Source organism: Xanthobacter sp. 91, assembly GCF_000702385.1.
Classification (GTDB): Bacteria; Pseudomonadota; Alphaproteobacteria; order Rhizobiales; family Xanthobacteraceae; genus Xanthobacter; species Xanthobacter aminoxidans.
Map to the genome: position 1 here is coordinate 4919072 of NZ_JNIB01000001.1, position 15719 is coordinate 4934790.

Genomic DNA, 15719 nt, shown 5'->3' on the forward strand with positions numbered 1-15719 from the left:
CGGCTTTGCCGATCCAAAGGCCACCGCACCGCCCTCAGCGTTTCAAGGAGACCCGGATGGGCATTGCAGACACGGACTGCGCCGTCACAAGGCCCAGCGCTTGCCGGACGATGAACAGAAATGCCAGCACGATCAAAAACTGACGGGCAAAAAAGGCGATGATCTCAGCCGCCTCCTTCTCGATGAGGCCCAGGCACACACCCAGCATGAAGACGCCGACGACGTTGCCCTTCAACGGCCCGGAGAAGCGATTGACCAGGTAGAAGGCGCCGAACATGATCAACCCGGGCAGGAATATCGCAGCCGGATATCCCCCGACGGCAAAAGAACTCGCCGTCAGTCCGATGACGGGGCGCCCGACCACGCCCGGAGTTCTTATTCCGTAATACCACGCGATGAAATCCGGGCTGGATGCGGCGAGCTTGTCCACGAGGAAGGAGGGCAGGATCGACGACGCCAGGCCCTGGAAGGATTCAAAGCCCTGGATGCCGAAAAACTCGGAGCGGGAGACGACCTGATCCACCGGCTGGATGATGCAGAAGCGATCCAGATTGGCCGTGCTCGGAAACAGATAGTTCAGTGACGGATCGCGGAAGGAGCCATACACGGCCAGCTTCGCTTCCGCCCTCTCCTGCAGCTCGAACGGATTGTAGTCCACGCGATCCAGCCAGCCCAGCGCGAGCTCAACGCGTTCACTGATCGTCTGCGTGGTAGACGCATCTCTCGACAGATGGATGATAGGAGAAATATAAAAGGCGAGAACGAAGAATATAATCGCTCCGACGACCGCCTCTTTCGCGACATTTACGGTATGGCGCGAAAATATAATTATGAAAATAATCGACAATATACAAGAAACAAAGATGTATTTCACGTTACCCAACACAGACAAAACCATGAAGGTGAGCAACATGAAGCTTAAAAATACCATGCCTCGACGCCGGCCTCCGCCCAGACCGAAGGCGTAGGCGGCCTGGCAGATAAGGGCGAAGTTCGCGATAAACGAGAAATTCCCGAGAAAGCCAACGGAGTCGCCCGCATCAACCGAGACCTGCGAGGCGGCCGGCCGCAAGATGATATGCGCGACAGTGACGGCCGCACCGATCGGGAAACAGACGACCGCACACGCCTTCAACTTCTTGTCGTCCGTCAGCACGGCCGCCAAGTTGGATATGAAGGGGGAAACCGCAGTAAACCGATACGAAAGCAGATATCCGACAAAAACCGAGGCAAATCCCAGGAAATGCACGATGCTTGAATTGACCGGATCGGTGAGATTTTCGTCAACGGCCTGTCCAAGCGCAGTCTTGATGAGGATGGGAAAGTACCCGGAATACATGATCAGTCCGAGCATCATGACGTCGGACGAGCGCATCGGCTGGCCGCGAACGATGGCCGGCTCGAAGCAGCATATGACCACCATAACGCCAAGGACGACCGGATCCGCCCCCAGGAACGCCTGGGCGATCGCGCCGGCTATCAGCACGAGCCAATAGGACGTCCGCAAAAAGGCGCTCATTATTTTCCTTCCATCCTTACCGTCGGTGCAGAACACTCAGTAGATGATTGCAACGCCCTGCATGGAGCCGAGACAAGCACCACTTACGAAACGAGACACAACATCCAATATTATCACACACCTACCCCGAAAGTGTCCCAAACCGAGGCATGGCAACGCGCGATGCCTTAATGCAACCGTAGGGCCGTGCACCGGCCGAAATCACGCAACCTGTCTTGGCCCCGCACGTGCAGCAGCACGGCTGCTTCACGCGCTGTGCGGGCTGCGTTGCGGGCTATCCCGTTCGCTACGGGCATCACGTTGACGATCGCCGGTTCCTGCCGGCATCAACAGGTCTTCGAGTTTATCCATCGCGCTCTGTTCGGACAATGTCGCGGCAAGCTGACCACACCGCACGCTCGTGTCGGGCAGGCTGCCCGACTGATGGCGCCGCACGGCATCGGCCATCGCCCCGGCGTCTCCCGGGCTCACGAGGGTCGCGGCCCCAGCGAGGAAGTCTGCCAGTTCGGTGCCGGGCTCCGCGGTGACCAGGATCGGCCGCCCGCTCGCCAGCATGCCGCCGAGCTTGGACGGCAGCACCAGATCCGCCGCGCTCGCTTGCTGAGGCAGAAGATGCAGGTCGCACACGCTCAGGAACTGCGACAGGCGTGCATAGGGCTGGAAGGGCAGGAAACGCACATTGGGGAGGTCCGCGGCCTGACGCCGCAAGCCCTCCAGGGAAGGCCCCTCGCCAGCGATGGCGAAGATGATGTCGTTCCGGTCCGCCAGCAGCCGCGCCGCCTCGACCACCACGTCGAGCCCCTGCTTGGGTCCGACGTTGCCGGAGTAGAGCGCCACGAAGGCATCACGCGGCAGGCCCAGTTCCTCGCGATAGGCAAGATCCGTCGGCGACGGGCGGATGTGACCGAGATCCACCCAGTTGCGCACCAACGCAATGCGCTCCTCGGGAATGCCCTTCTCGGCGATCTTCTCCGCCATGCGCTGGGAGATCGTGACGATGGTGTCGAACCGCGACAGGCAGAACCGCTCGAAGGCGGCAGCGAGGCGCTTCAGCCCCCCTGCCCCGCCGAGGTGCCCGACGGCAAAGGCCGCGTCCACCTCGAGATCCTGGACATGGAGCACGGTGCGCGCGCCGGCGAGCCAAGCCGAAAGCAGCACGAACGGAGCCGCAAACAGGGTCGGCTCGATAGACAGAACGGTATCCGGCCTAAGGCTCAGGGCCCGCCACAGCGTCACGGGAGCCGAAGTGAGCGCGAACGACATCGGCGCGATCAGCCGCCACACGCCGCCCATGGCGGCGCGCACCAGGACAGGGCAGCGATAGAGGCGCGCGCCGTCCAACACTTCGGTGGAGTAGCGGTTGCGATACGGCGCCTTGACCGTCCAGCCGGGATAATGGGGCGGCGCGGTCACCACCTCAACCTCATGGCCACGGCGGACCATGAGCGCCACCAGCTCTCCGGTGTATTTGCCGCAGCCGGTGAGTTCCGGTGCGTGGTTCATGGCCGAGACGAGAAGCTTGCCCATTCAAAATCCGTCCATGACCTGCGCCGCTCGCCGCCGCTTCAGCTCGCGGCCCTGAGCTCGCCTTGATTCTCCAGGAACCAGCGATAGCTCGCCGCGATGCCCTCTCGCAGAGGGATAGACGGCGTCCATCCCAACGCCCGGAGGCTGTCCGCGCTCATCAGCTTGCGCGGCGTGCCATCAGGCTTGGACAGGTCGTGAACGATCTCTCCGGTGAAGCCGACGACGTCGCAGACCGTGCGGGTCAGCTCGAGGATGGTCACGTCCTCTCCAGAGCCCACGTTGATGTGGGTGTCGCCCGAATACGTCTTCATCAGCAGCACGCAGGCGTCCGCGCAATCGTCGACGTGGAGGAACTCGCGGCGGGGCGTGCCCGTGCCCCACATGACGATCTCCTTGTCGCCGCGCAGCTTCGCCTCGTGCGCCTTGCGGATGAGGGCCGGCATCACATGGCTGGAATTGAGATCGAAATTGTCGCCAGGCCCGTAGAGATTGGTGGGCATGGCCGAGATGAAGTCGCTGCCGTGCTGGCGACGATAGGCCTGCGCCAGCTTGATGCCGGCGATCTTGGCGACCGCATACCATTCGTTGGTCGGCTCCAGCGGACCAGTCAGCAGCGAGTCCTCGGTGATAGGCTGTGGCGCCATCTTCGGGTAGATGCACGACGAGCCGAGAAACAGCAGCTTCTCGACACCGAAACGATGGGACGCCTCGATGATGTTCGCCTCGATCATCAGGTTGTCGTAGAGGAAATCGGCCGGATAGGTGTCGTTGGCGAGGATGCCCCCCACCTTCGCCGCGGCAAGGAATACGGCGTCCGGCCGGACTCGCTCGACGAAGGCGCGAACGGCGGCCTGATCCTTCAGATCCACGTCGGCGCGCGACGCGGTGATGATGTTGCACCCCTCCGAAGCGAGCCGCCGAACGATCGCCGACCCCACCATGCCCCGATGGCCGGCCACCCAGACGTTTTTCCCCTGGAGCGCGTAGGATGCCATGTCAGGCTTCCTTCATGACGGTCGCCGTCTGCATCACCTTCAGGTCCTCCTGGACCATCTCGCGGCACAGGTCGCGCACGGAGGTTTCGTGGGTCCAACCGAGCTTCTCATGGGCCTTCTTGGGGTTGCCGATGAGCAGGTCCACCTCGGTCGGGCGGAAGTAGCGCGGGTCCACCTCCACGAGGCAGCGGCCGGACGCCTTGTCGTAGCCCTTCTCATCGACGCCGCTGCCACGCCATTCCAGATGGAGACCCACGTCCTCGAACGCCCATTCCACGAACTTGCGGACCTCCGTGGTCTCGCCGGTGGCAAGCACATAGTCGTCCGCGGTTTCCTGCTGGAGGATCAGCCACATGCCGCGGACATACTCGCGCGCATGGCCCCAGTCGCGCTTGGCGTCGAGATTGCCGAGATAGAGCTTCTGCTGCTTCCCGTGGCTGATCGCTGCGACCGCGCGGGTGATCTTGCGGGTGACGAAGGTCTCACCGCGCAGCGGGCTCTCATGGTTGAACAGGATGCCGTTGGAGGCATGCATGCCATAGGCCTCGCGGTAGTTTACCACGATCCAGTAGGCGTAGAGCTTGGCCGCCGCATAAGGACTGCGGGGATAGAAGGGTGTGGTCTCGGACTGCGGCACTTCCTGCACCAGCCCATACAGCTCGGACGTGGAGGCCTGATAGAAGCGAGTCTTCTTTTCGAGCCCCAGGATGCGGATCGCCTCCAGCAGGCGCAGCGCGCCGATGGCGTCGGCGTTCGCGGTGTATTCCGGCGTCTCGAACGACACCTGCACATGGCTCTGCGCGGCAAGATTGTAGATCTCGTCCGGCTGACATTGCTGCACCACCCGGATCAGGTTGGTGGAGTCGGTCATGTCCCCGTAGTGCAGGATGAAGCGGGCGTCGCCCTCGTGGGGGTCCTGGTAGATGTGCTCGATGCGGCCGGTGTTGAAGGACGACGAGCGCCGCTTGATGCCGTGAACGACATAGCCCTGGGACAGCAGCAATTCCGATAGATAGGCCCCATCCTGACCCGTCACGCCGGTGATAAGAGCAACTTTTCCGTTCGACGGAACCTGCACAGACATGAATCGCCTCATAAACTAGCGTCACCCCCGAAGCAGGACGAAGCCGCTCAACCCCATCCGCCCCACACCACAAAACCCCACCCAAATCCGCAGGATGAAGCCCCGTCCCGGCCCCTCGCAGCGCGACTGCGCCTGCGGGCCGCATTCAACAAATCACTTTAACGGTTTGCGGCAGCAACGACCGAACTCGCCTGGCCGATACCAAGCCACCAATACCGACAAGACCTCGAAAACACGCGAGCGCGATGCAGGCGAGGCCGCAGAGAGCGGAGGCTGCGAGGAAGCCAAAAGCGCCCTATGGGAACGACATCCCGCGAGGAGTATCCGAGACAAAGAAAACTCAAGACAAAATCGCCCCCATCGCCTTCGGCAGCCGAGTTCGACCTTGCAATACCAGCGGTAGGCGAGCTTCACACGCCCAAAGCTTGCAACACCCATCTCAGGAGTACAAAAGGCGACGCCCACAACTTAAGGCAGCGGAAAATCTCCCTGCGTCGTGACAGTCCTAGCTATGCAATGCAATACAAAGCATCCCCCCTTATTGCAACGCAAAATTTGATCTGGGTCACGATTCGCGCGGCCGGCCGAACTGCCACGCAATGCGTCAGTAGCCGGCAAATTATACCAGTCTGCCATCCGGCAACCCATGGTCGGCCTCTTCTCGCAAAATGCGGAAAAAGGTTGCCGTCACAATATCCGCAGCATGTGCGCCGCCCCGCTCTTCGCGGAGCGGATCGCCGCGATGCCGTGATGGCCGAGCACTTGAAGTCGCCGGCTAGCGCGAGGAGAAGCGGCCTCCACCGACCGCCCGAACCCAGAGCTTATCCCGCGCTGCAAAAACGTCATTGAGAATTCACTGCAATGAACGTAATCAGCATAAAGCGCCGCTGTTTAGGCAAGCGAAATCCTGATCGGGAAGACTCATCATGCGTATTGCGATGATTGGGGCAGGGTATGTCGGCTTGGTCTCGGGTGCGTGTTTTGCGGATTTCGGCCATACCGTCACCTGCGTCGACACCCATGCCGGCAAGATTCAGGCCCTGAAACAGGGTGAGATTCCGATCTATGAACCCGGCCTCGCCGAGCTTGTCGCAAGCAACGTGAAGGCTGAGCGGCTCGATTTCACAACCAGCCTGGCGGAGGGCGTCGCGGAGGCCGATGCCGTCTTCATCGCGGTCGGTACGCCCTCGCGCCGCGGTGACGGTCATGCCGACCTCTCCTACGTCTATCAGGCCGCGCGCGACATTGCCGGCGCCATCAGCCGCTATACGGTCGTTGTGACCAAATCCACGGTGCCGGTGGGCACCGGTGACGAGGTGGAGCGCATCATCCGCGAAACGCGCGCAGAGGCGGAATTCGCGGTCGTCTCCAACCCGGAGTTCCTGCGCGAAGGCGCCGCCATCACCGATTTCAAGCGCCCCGACCGCATCGTCGTGGGCACCGAGGACGAGCGCGCCCGCCAGGTGATGACCGAGCTCTACCGTCCGCTCTTCCTGAACCAGTCGCCGCTGCTCTTCACCTCGCGCCGCACCGCCGAGCTGACCAAGTATGCGGCCAATGCCTTCCTCGCCACCAAGATCACCTTCATCAACGAAATCGCCGATCTCTGTGAGCAGGTGGGCGGCAATGTGCAGGACGTGGCCCGCGGCATCGGCCTCGACAACCGCATCGGCTCGAAGTTCCTCCATGCGGGCCCGGGCTATGGCGGCTCCTGCTTCCCGAAGGATACCCTCGCCCTCATGAAGACGGCGCAGGACTATGGCGCGCCCGTGCGGATCGTCGAGACCGTCGTTGCGGTGAACGACCAGCGCAAGCGCGCCATGGCCCGCAAGGTCACCGAGGCTTTGGGCGGCTCGGTGCGCGGCAAGACCGTCGGCGTGCTGGGCCTCACCTTCAAGCCCAACACCGACGACATGCGCGATGCCCCCTCCATCGCCATCATCACCGCGCTCCAGGACGGCGGCGCGGTCATCAAGGCGCATGATCCCGAGGGCATCGAGCAGGCCAAGCTCGTCCTCGACAACGTCACCTACGTGGACAACCCCTATCATGCTGCCGAGGGCGCCGACGCCCTGGTCATCGTCACCGAGTGGGACGCCTTCCGCGCCCTCGACCTGAAGCGGATCCACGGCATGATGGCGCAGCCGGTGGTGATCGACCTGCGCAACATCTATCGCCCGGACGAGATGGAAAGCCTTGGTTTCCGCTATTCCAGCATCGGACGCCGTACCGTCGCGGACGCCTGAGCAGCATTGGCGCCCGGTCGCACTCTTTGTGCACCGGGCGGCCACCTTGCGGTAAACTGCCTCGATTCAACATCAGGCGCCTTCCATGACAAGCCAAGCCCAACCCGAGCCCCCCCACGCAGCCGCCGGGAAGATCATTCCGGTCGTCCTGGCCGGAGGATCGGGAACACGCCTCTGGCCGCTGTCGCGCAACAGCCTGCCGAAGCAGTTCCTGCCGCTGGCGTCCAACCACACGCTCTACCAGGATACCCTGCTGCGGTCGGCGCCCGACGACCTCTTCGGCCCTCCGGTGGTGGTGGCCAACGAGGAGTTTCGCTTCTTCGCGCAACGTCAGGCGCGCGAGATCGGCATCGATGCCACCGTCATGCTGGAGCCTGCCCGGCGCGACAGCGCGCCGGCTCTTCTGGCGGCCGCGCGTCATGTGGCCGAGACGCATGGGCCCGAGACGCTGGTCCTTGCCCTTGCCTCGGATCACGTGGTGCAGGACACGGCCGCCTTCCGGGAAGCCGTGCAACTCGGGGCGCGGATCGCGCGCCTCGGCCGCATCGTGACGTTCGGCATCTCCCCCTCCGAACCGCGCACCAGCTACGGCTACATCCGGCTGGGCACTGAGTTGGACCCGCTCGGCGCCTATGAGGTGGATTCGTTCGTCGAGAAGCCGGATCGCGCCACCGCTGAGCTTTATGTCCAGGCGGGCTACCTCTGGAACTCGGGAAATTTCCTCTTCCCCGCCGGTCTCCTTCTGGAGGAGGCCGAGCGCTACGAGCCGGCCATCGCGGCGGCCGTCAACTCGGCCGTGGCGAACGCCAAGATGGACCTCGTCGGCTTCCTGAGGCTTGATCCGGTGGCCTTCAAGTCGGCCCCCGCCAAGTCCATCGACTTCGCCGTGATGGAGCGCACGCGCCTTGCGGCGGTGGTGCGCGGCAGCTTCGGCTGGTCGGACGTGGGGGCATGGGACGCACTGTACGAGATCGGCGCACAGGACCAGAGCGGCAACGTCACCGTGGGGTCGGTCCAGTTGCTGGACAGTTCCAATTCCTATGTCCGTTCCGACGGCCCGTTGGTGACCGCCATCGGGATCGATGGCCTGTCCGTCATCGCGACCTATGACGCCGTGCTGGTCATGCCCTCCAGCCGCAGCCAGGACGTCAAGCACCTCGTCAACCTGCTGAAGACACGCAATCCCCGGGAGGTCGACGAGCACCTCACGGTGCACCGGCCTTGGGGCACACTGGAGAGCGTGTGCGAAGGCGAACGCTTCCAGGTGAAGAAGATCGTGGTCGAGCCCGGCGGCGTGCTCTCGCTGCAGAAGCACTACCACCGGTCCGAGCATTGGGTCGTGGTGCACGGCACAGCCGAGGTCACGCTGGAGGACCGCACCTTCATGGTGCACGAGAACGAATCCACCTACCTGCCCATCGGCACCGTCCATCGCCTCAGGAATCCGGGCAAGATCCCGCTGGAACTCATCGAGGTCCAGACCGGCTCCTATCTCGGCGAGGACGACATCACCCGCTTCGAGGACATCTACCAGCGCGCCTGAGCGCTGGTCCCAAGAGCGGTGGCGGCCCGGCTTAGGCCAGACCGCCCGCCTTCAGCAGCACCACGAAGGCCGAGAGGATGTGGTAGAAGGACGAGGCGGGCGCCGGCTCTTCCAGGAAGGCGCCATCAGCCAGCCACTGATCGCGCCACAGCCCGGTCACTGGCACGTCGAGATAGACCTTCAGAACCTCGAACGCCTCGCGGGCATCGGCAACGAAGGCCTCCCGCGCCTGCGCATCCGAGGTCGCCGCCGCAAACACCAGCGCGGTCCGCAGGCGCTCCGTCTGTGCCCACAGGCGGGCGCGCGGATCGGTCGGCGTTCCCGCCGCATCCACGGCGAAGATCGCCGCGCGGCGATCCGGGGCGATGCCGAAGCGGCTACCGAAGGCATAGAGCCGGTCCGAAGCGGCACGGTGATCGACGCCGAGCAGATCGCCGGCGTGGCGGAACAGATAGGCCCACTCGAACTGGTGTCCCGGCTCGCGCACGGCGCCCGGCGCGCCTTCCGCGAACTTCCAGTCCCCGTCGTAATATTCGCCGATCGCGCCGGTCTGCGGGTCCAGGAGGCGGGTCGCGCCGAGTTCGACGATCGCACGCGCGACACCTTCGAAGGGCTCGGTGATCCCCTCCGCGACCCACGCGAGCTGGGCTTCCAGAAGGTGCATGTGCGGATTGGAGCGCAGCGGCAGGACGCGGGGGCTTGCTTCCTCGAAACCCAACAGGGGATGCGCACGCTGTGCGGTCAATTCCCCCTGCAGCGCGCGCGCCGCCGCGAGCAGATCGGCGTCACCCAATCCGGCCCCTCGGGCATGGGCAAGGGCGAACAGCACGAATGCCTGATCGTAGAGGTCGGCCGTGTCGTCCAGAGGACGACCATCCGGCGCCACGAGGCAGCGAAAGAGTCCGTCCGCGCGCCGGTAATAGCTCATGAAGAAGGAGAGGCCATGCTCTGCCGCCTCACGCCACGGCCCCTGCCAGCCCAGCCGTCCGCCTTCGATGAAGGCGTAGGTCTGTCGGGTCTGAACCCTGAGGCGGCGCGGCGCGATGACCGGCTTTCCATCAAGCGCGATCTTTTCGAAGAAGCCGCCTGCCGGGTCCGCCCCCACCTGCCACCAGAGCGGCAGTGCGGCATCGAACAGCCATTCACGCGCCCAGCGAGCTTCGGCCTCAAGCATCATTGCGATTCCCCAATGTCCGCAGTGGCTGATCTTGACGCCCCGATCCGGACGTCGCCATTTCTGCCCTTATCGCACTGCAGCGACAAATTGTATCTCCTCTTGCCCTCAGGCGTCGGAACCGGGCCGGGGCCTCGTGTTCTCACGGCCCGGCCCTTGTGCTAGAGCACGCGCCGATGCGGCCTTGTCGCGAGGCGAGCCCGATTCCATCCGGTCGTTGGAAAGGTGGATACGCTTGTGACGGCATTCCTCCCGCTTGGCCTGCCCGACGTCATCCTCGTCCAGCCGCGCCGCTTCGGCGATGCGCGGGGCTATTTCTGCGAGACCTATGTGAAGCCCCTATATGCGGCGAACGGGATCGGCGCGGATTTCGTGCAGGATAACGAGTCCCTTTCGGCGCAGGTCGGCACCATCCGTGGACTGCACATGCAGGCTCCCCCCTTCGCCCAGGCGAAGCTGGTGCGGGTGCTCTCCGGTGCCATCTACGACGTGGCGGTGGACGTGCGGAAGGGCTCTCTTACCTACGGCCGCTGGGCCGGCGCGCGCCTTACCGCCGAGGGTGGCGAGCAGCTCTACATACCTCAGGGTTTTGCCCACGGCTTTTGCACCCTCGCGCCGGACACACGCGTCGCCTATAAGGTGGACGCGGTCTACGACCGGGCGAGCGAATGCGGGATCATCTGGGACGATCCCGACCTTGCCATCGACTGGACCCTGGGTGACGGCGAGAAGATCCTCTCGGACAAGGATCGCGTCTTGCCCCGCCTCAAGGATTTCGACAGCCCGTTCGCCTATCAGGGGACGGCGGCGAACGAAAGGTAGCTTCATGCGGGTGCTGGTGACGGGTGGCGCGGGCTTCATCGGCTCGGCGGTGGTGCGACACCTTGTGGGGCTCGGGCACGACGTCCTGAACTTCGACAAGCTGACCTATGCCGGCAACCTCGCCTCCCTCGCGCCGGTGGCCGAAAATCCGCGCTACGCCTTCGTGCAGGCCGACATCTGCGATGCCGGTGCCGTGCGTGCCGCGCTGGAAGGTTTCAAGCCCGACCTCGTGATGCACCTCGCCGCGGAGTCCCACGTGGACCGCTCCATCGACGGGCCGGGTGACTTCATCTCCACCAACGTGGTGGGCACCTACACCATGCTGCAGGAGGCCCTGCGCTACTGGCGGACGCTGCCGGGACCGCAGAAGGAGGCCTTCCGCTTCCACCACATCTCCACCGACGAGGTGTTCGGCAGCCTCGGCGCAGAGGGGCTGTTCCGGGAGGACACCCCCTACCAGCCCAACTCCCCCTACTCCGCCTCCAAGGCGGCCTCCGACCATCTGGTCCGGGCGTGGTTCCACACCTATGGCCTGCCGGCGGTGATGTCGAACTGCTCGAACAATTACGGGCCGTACCACTTCCCCGAGAAGCTCATCCCCCTCGTCACGCTGAACGCGCTGGAAGGCGCGGAGCTGCCCGTCTACGGCACGGGCGAGAATGTGCGGGACTGGCTGTTCGTGGAGGACCACGCGGAGGCCCTGTTCCTCATCGCCACCAAGGGCCGTCCGGGCGAGAGCTACAATGTGGGCGGCGCCTGCGAGCGGCGGAACATCGACGTGGTGCGCACCATCTGCGCCATCCTCGACGATATCGTGCCGGATGCCGCCATCGGAAAGCGTGAGGGGCTGATCCGCTTCGTCACCGACCGGCCCGGCCATGATGCGCGCTACGCCATCGACTTCTCCAAGCTGAAGGCCGAACTCGGCTGGTCGCCGCGGGAGACGTTCGAGACGGGTCTCGAAAAGACCATCCGCTGGTATCTCGCCAACCGTCCGTGGTGGGAACCGCTGCGCCAGCGCTATCAGGGCCAGCGGCTGGGGCTAGACAAGGCACCGGCGGCCGGCACGAAACTGGGGCTCGCATCTTGACGCGCATTCTTCTGTTCGGTGCCGGGGGGCAGCTCGGACGCGAAACGGCTACGCTGGCCGGTGAGCGGGGGATCGATCTTATCGCCCTCGGCCATGCCGACCTCGACATTTCCGATCCGGTCGCCGTCGCGCGTGCGCTCGAGGCCGCGCGGCCGGATGCGCTCGTCAATGCGGCGGCCTACACCGCCGTAGACAAGGCCGAGAGCGAGCCGGACCTCGCCGCCCGCATCAACGCCTTCGCGCCCGGCCTCATCGCCGAGCGGTGCGCCCGCTATCGCACGCCCTTCATCCATATCTCCACGGACTACGTGTTCGACGGTACCAAGCGCGGCGCCTATGTGGAGGCGGACCCGGTGGCGCCGCTCGGTGTCTACGGCCGCACCAAGGCGGCCGGTGAGGCGGCGGTGCGCGCCGCGCACGAACGCCATGTGATCGTGCGCACCTCGTGGGTCTACGGCGCTCACGGCAACAATTTCCTGAAAACCATGCTGCGCCTCGCCGGCGAGCGCGACCAGTTACGGGTGGTGGCCGACCAGCGCGGCTGCCCCACCGCCACGCGCGACCTCGCCGAGGCGGTGCTCGCCGCGGCGCTTGCGGCCGCCCAGGGCGATGCCCGCTGGGGCACCTACCATTTCGCCGGACGCGGCGTGACCACCTGGCACGGCTTCGCCAGCGCCATCGTGGCGGCGGCCGAACCCCACACCGGCCGCAGGCCGGAGGTGACCCCCATCACCACGGCCGATTATCCCACGCCCGCCAGCCGCCCGAAGAATTCGGAACTGGCCAGCGACCTGTTCGAGCGCACCTTTGGCGTGCGTGCCGCCCCGTGGGAGCAGCGCGCCCGCGAGGTGGTGGATGCGCTTCTCGCCAAAGCCCCCCAACCGGAGGCTTCGGAGCCCGAGAAGGCGGCCGCCCCCTCATCCGCAATTCCCGCGCCGCAATCCGAGGAAGCATCGTGAAGGGTATTATTCTGGCCGGCGGTTCCGGCACCCGGCTTCATCCCATCACGCTCGTCGTCTCGAAGCAGTTGCTGCCGGTCTACGACAAGCCGATGATCTATTATCCCCTCTGCACGCTGATGATGGCGGGCATCCGGGACATCCTGATCATCACCACGCCGCACGATGCCGCGCTGTTCCAGGCACTGCTGAAGGACGGCAGCCAGTTCGGCATCAACCTCACCTATGCGGTGCAGGAGCATCCGCGCGGCCTCGCCGACGCCTTCATCGTCGGCCGCGAGTTCGTGGGCAACGACCGCGTGGCCCTGGTGCTCGGCGACAACCTCTTCTTCGGCCATGGCCTGCCCGAGCTTCTGGCCGACGCGGCGCGGCGGGAGACGGGGGCCACCGTGTTCGGCTATCCGGTCCAGGACCCCGAGCGCTATGGCGTGGCCGAGATGGACGCTTCCGGCAAGGTTCTGTCGCTGGAGGAGAAGCCGAAGGCTCCGAAATCCAACCTCGCGGTGACGGGCCTTTATTTCTACGACAACCGCGTGGTGGACATCGCCGCGAACCTCGCCCCCTCCCCGCGTGGCGAGATCGAGATCACCGACGTCAACAAGGCCTATCTCGAACTCGGCGAGCTGCGCGTGGCCATGATGGGCCGAGGCTTTGCCTGGCTCGACACCGGTACGCCGGATTCCCTCGTGGAGGCCGCCCAGTTCGTCCAGATCCTGGAAAAGCGGCAGGGCCTGCGTATCTCCTCCCCCGAAGAAGTGGCCTACCGCGCCGGCTTCATCGACCGGGCCGGTCTGGAGGCGCGGGCGCACGACCTCGCCAAATCGAGCTACGGCCAGTATCTGGCGCGCGTGGCCGCCGGCACCGCCTGACCAAGGGACGGGTTGAGGGGACGGGTGGAAGGCCCGCGCGGCCTGCGGACACCCGCCGCACTTTTGAAGCGCGGCCGCATCCTGTAGGGTGGGGGCTGTCTTCCCTTGAGCTTTGCGGGGTTCTCGCCGTTCCGGCGCGCCGCCCTTTGTCGAGACCGGACTTTCGAGATGAGCAATTTCAACGAAGAGACCGTCACCAGCGTCCACCACTGGACCGACAACCTCTTCTCCTTCACCTGCACCCGCGATCCCGGCCTCCGCTTCCTCAACGGCCAGTTCACGATGATCGGCCTTCGGGTGGACGGCAAGCCGCTGCTGCGCGCCTATTCCATGGCGAGCGCAAACTACGAGGAAGAGCTGCAGTTCTTCTCCATCAAGGTGCAGAACGGCCCCCTCACCTCCCGCCTCCAGCACCTCAAGGTCGGCGACAAGATCCTCGTCGGCCGCAAGCCCACCGGGACGCTGGTGCAGGACAGCCTGCTGCCCGGCAAGCGGCTCTACCTCCTCTCCACCGGCACCGGCCTCGCGCCCTTCCTGTCGGTGGTGAAGGACCCGGAGGCCTATGACCGGTTCGAGAAGGTCATCCTCATCCACGGCACCCGCACGGTGGCCGAGCTGGCCTATGACGAGTATCTGACCAAGACCCTGCCCGACGACGAGATCCTCGGCGAGGAAGTCAAGGCGAAGCTCGTCTACTACCCGACCGTGACCCGCGAACCTTTCCGCAATCAGGGCCGCATCACGGACCTCATCACCTCCGGAAAGCTCTTCGCCGATCTCGGCATGCCGGTCATGTCGCCGGAAGAGGACCGCCTGATGCTCTGCGGAAGCCCGGCAATGCTGAAGGACGTGGTGGAGCTTCTGGAATCCCGCGGCTTCACCGAGGGCAGCCAGTCGGCACCCGGCCACTACGTCATCGAGAAGGCGTTCGTGGAGCGCTGACGTCCGGTCCCGTCACCGCGCTGCGGCAGCGCCGGACAGGCGGTGTCGCAGCATCTCGTCGAGGTGCACCGCCAGAATGTCGTGCGCCTCTTTCGACAGGTGGATCTCGTCGGTCGCGAACCGGGCCGGCAGGGTTGCCTTGTTCCCGACCAGGATCGCGTCTGCATCAAGGACGAGCACATCGCGCGACGCGAGGCCGCGGATGTGGGCGTTCACCTCTTCGGTGATCCCGTAGACCCGATCCGACCAGAACGGCCGGCGGATCAGCCTCGGCGTGGTGGGACGGATGATCGTGGATATGATGGCGCCCGCGCCGGACCCAGAAACCTCCAGGGCGAACCGAGACAGGTTGGCCTTGAGGTTGGTCACTGCGGCCCGCTCCATGGCCGGAAGATTGGCGGCCGCCACCACATCGTTGATCCCCGTGACGATGATCACCGCCTCCGGCTTGAGATCGATGACGTCGCTCTTGAAGCGGTAGGCCGATTGGACCGAGCTTTCCCCCGATACGCCTCGGTTGACGACCTGCCAGTCCGCAGCAGCCTTCCCGTTCACCGCAATCTGGTGCGCGCGGGAATCGCCGAATATCACGATACGGGGCTGGCCGGTCGCCGGCAGGCTTGCGTTCTCATCGGCGAACCGGTCGGGATCGATGGGCCGGAGGCGAAGCTCGGATCTGTCATGGAAAAACGACCTTGCGCCCATGACGGCCGTTGCGAGCGCCCCGGCGAGCAGCAGGCAAAGCAAGCCCAACACACCGAAACCTGCTGCGGGCCAGTTCATCAGTGTCGTCCGCCTGCTCTAGGACCTGAGAGAGTTTGGACATCCGCCAGCGGGAGCTTTGGCACCGTGGCCTAAGGCCGTGGCGAGCGCCGCACGACCGGCACGGAACCCCATCCATTCGGGCCAGCGCCCTGAGCCGGCGCGGCCCCCAAGTCCCATCACCAGC

13 protein-coding genes are annotated in these 15719 nt (G+C 64.8%); 7 read left to right on the plus strand and 6 right to left on the minus strand.

Annotated elements, in window-relative coordinates:
• Window positions 1–34 precede the first annotated feature (34 nt).
• The 4 genes from A37E_RS0122995 to gmd form a co-directional block, all read right to left on the minus strand.
• Window positions 35–1519 (minus strand): hypothetical protein, encoded by a 1485-nt coding sequence (locus tag A37E_RS0122995; protein ID WP_029558756.1) that lies wholly within the window; start codon window positions 1517–1519, stop codon window positions 35–37.
• A gap of 246 nt (window positions 1520–1765) precedes the next feature.
• On the minus strand, window positions 1766–3046 hold the full coding sequence (locus tag A37E_RS0123000; RefSeq protein WP_081837738.1) for a WcaI family glycosyltransferase: 1281 nt from the start codon (window positions 3044–3046) through the stop codon (window positions 1766–1768).
• Between the two features lie 38 nt (window positions 3047–3084).
• Entirely contained in the window at window positions 3085–4041 is a 957-nt protein-coding gene (locus A37E_RS0123005) for a GDP-L-fucose synthase (protein WP_029558758.1), read from the minus strand.
• Between the two features lies 1 nt (window position 4042).
• On the minus strand, window positions 4043–5125 hold the full coding sequence (gmd, locus tag A37E_RS0123010; RefSeq protein WP_029558759.1) for a GDP-mannose 4,6-dehydratase: 1083 nt from the start codon (window positions 5123–5125) through the stop codon (window positions 4043–4045).
• A 926-nt stretch (window positions 5126–6051) separates the two neighbouring features.
• Here gmd and A37E_RS0123015 point away from each other — a divergent pair.
• The gene (locus A37E_RS0123015) at window positions 6052–7371 is read left to right on the plus strand and encodes a UDP-glucose/GDP-mannose dehydrogenase family protein (protein WP_029558760.1); all 1320 of its coding nucleotides are present in this window, start codon (window positions 6052–6054) and stop codon (window positions 7369–7371) included.
• Window positions 7372–7456: 85 nt separating this feature from the next.
• On the plus strand, window positions 7457–8914 hold the full coding sequence (locus A37E_RS0123020) for a mannose-1-phosphate guanylyltransferase/mannose-6-phosphate isomerase (RefSeq protein WP_051679281.1): 1458 nt from the start codon (window positions 7457–7459) through the stop codon (window positions 8912–8914).
• Window positions 8915–8945: 31 nt separating this feature from the next.
• Here A37E_RS0123020 and A37E_RS0123025 read toward each other — a convergent pair whose 3' ends face one another.
• Window positions 8946–10091, minus strand: coding sequence for an AGE family epimerase/isomerase (locus tag A37E_RS0123025; RefSeq protein ID WP_245279409.1), 1146 nt, complete (start codon window positions 10089–10091; stop codon window positions 8946–8948).
• A 234-nt stretch (window positions 10092–10325) separates the two neighbouring features.
• Here A37E_RS0123025 and rfbC point away from each other — a divergent pair, with 234 nt between their 5' ends.
• The 5 genes from rfbC to A37E_RS0123050 all read left to right on the plus strand — a co-directional run bounded on the left by rfbC (window position 10326) and on the right by A37E_RS0123050 (window position 14770).
• Window positions 10326–10910, plus strand: coding sequence for a dTDP-4-dehydrorhamnose 3,5-epimerase (rfbC, locus tag A37E_RS0123030; RefSeq protein WP_029558763.1), 585 nt, complete (start codon window positions 10326–10328; stop codon window positions 10908–10910).
• Window positions 10911–10914: 4 nt separating this feature from the next.
• Window positions 10915–12000 carry a dTDP-glucose 4,6-dehydratase gene (rfbB, locus tag A37E_RS0123035; RefSeq protein WP_029558764.1) on the plus strand — a complete coding sequence of 362 codons (1086 nt, stop codon included), beginning with the start codon at window positions 10915–10917 and terminating at the stop codon, window positions 11998–12000.
• Entirely contained in the window at window positions 11997–12959 is a 963-nt protein-coding gene (rfbD, locus tag A37E_RS0123040; protein WP_081837740.1) for a dTDP-4-dehydrorhamnose reductase, read from the plus strand. The genes rfbB and rfbD overlap by 4 nt, the downstream gene beginning before the upstream one ends.
• Window positions 12956–13828: a glucose-1-phosphate thymidylyltransferase RfbA gene (gene rfbA, locus A37E_RS0123045; protein ID WP_029558766.1), complete on the plus strand. Its 873-nt coding sequence runs from the start codon at window positions 12956–12958 to the stop codon at window positions 13826–13828. Before rfbD ends, rfbA begins: the two co-directional genes overlap by 4 nt.
• A gap of 168 nt (window positions 13829–13996) precedes the next feature.
• Window positions 13997–14770: a ferredoxin--NADP reductase gene (locus tag A37E_RS0123050; RefSeq protein WP_029558767.1), complete on the plus strand. Its 774-nt coding sequence runs from the start codon at window positions 13997–13999 to the stop codon at window positions 14768–14770.
• Between the two features lie 12 nt (window positions 14771–14782).
• On the opposite strand, the gene A37E_RS0123055 is transcribed toward A37E_RS0123050, so the two are convergent.
• Complete coding sequence (locus tag A37E_RS0123055; RefSeq protein WP_029558769.1) at window positions 14783–15553, minus strand: SGNH/GDSL hydrolase family protein; 771 nt, start codon at window positions 15551–15553, stop codon at window positions 14783–14785.
• Window positions 15554–15719 lie beyond the last annotated feature (166 nt).

Coding starts and splice junctions, on each gene's coding strand:
- A37E_RS0122995 (WP_029558756.1), bottom strand. CDS start 1,519: ATGAGCGCCTTTTTGCGGACGTCCTATTGGCTCGTGCTGATAGCCGGC.
- A37E_RS0123000 (WP_081837738.1), bottom strand. CDS start 3,046: ATGGGCAAGCTTCTCGTCTCGGCCATGAACCACGCACCGGAACTCACC.
- A37E_RS0123005 (WP_029558758.1), bottom strand. CDS start 4,041: ATGGCATCCTACGCGCTCCAGGGGAAAAACGTCTGGGTGGCCGGCCAT.
- gmd (WP_029558759.1), bottom strand. CDS start 5,125: ATGTCTGTGCAGGTTCCGTCGAACGGAAAAGTTGCTCTTATCACCGGC.
- A37E_RS0123015 (WP_029558760.1), top strand. CDS start 6,052: ATGCGTATTGCGATGATTGGGGCAGGGTATGTCGGCTTGGTCTCGGGT.
- A37E_RS0123020 (WP_051679281.1), top strand. CDS start 7,457: ATGACAAGCCAAGCCCAACCCGAGCCCCCCCACGCAGCCGCCGGGAAG.
- A37E_RS0123025 (WP_245279409.1), bottom strand. CDS start 10,091: ATGATGCTTGAGGCCGAAGCTCGCTGGGCGCGTGAATGGCTGTTCGAT.
- rfbB (WP_029558764.1), top strand. CDS start 10,915: ATGCGGGTGCTGGTGACGGGTGGCGCGGGCTTCATCGGCTCGGCGGTG.
- A37E_RS0123050 (WP_029558767.1), top strand. CDS start 13,997: ATGAGCAATTTCAACGAAGAGACCGTCACCAGCGTCCACCACTGGACC.
- A37E_RS0123055 (WP_029558769.1), bottom strand. CDS start 15,553: ATGAACTGGCCCGCAGCAGGTTTCGGTGTGTTGGGCTTGCTTTGCCTG.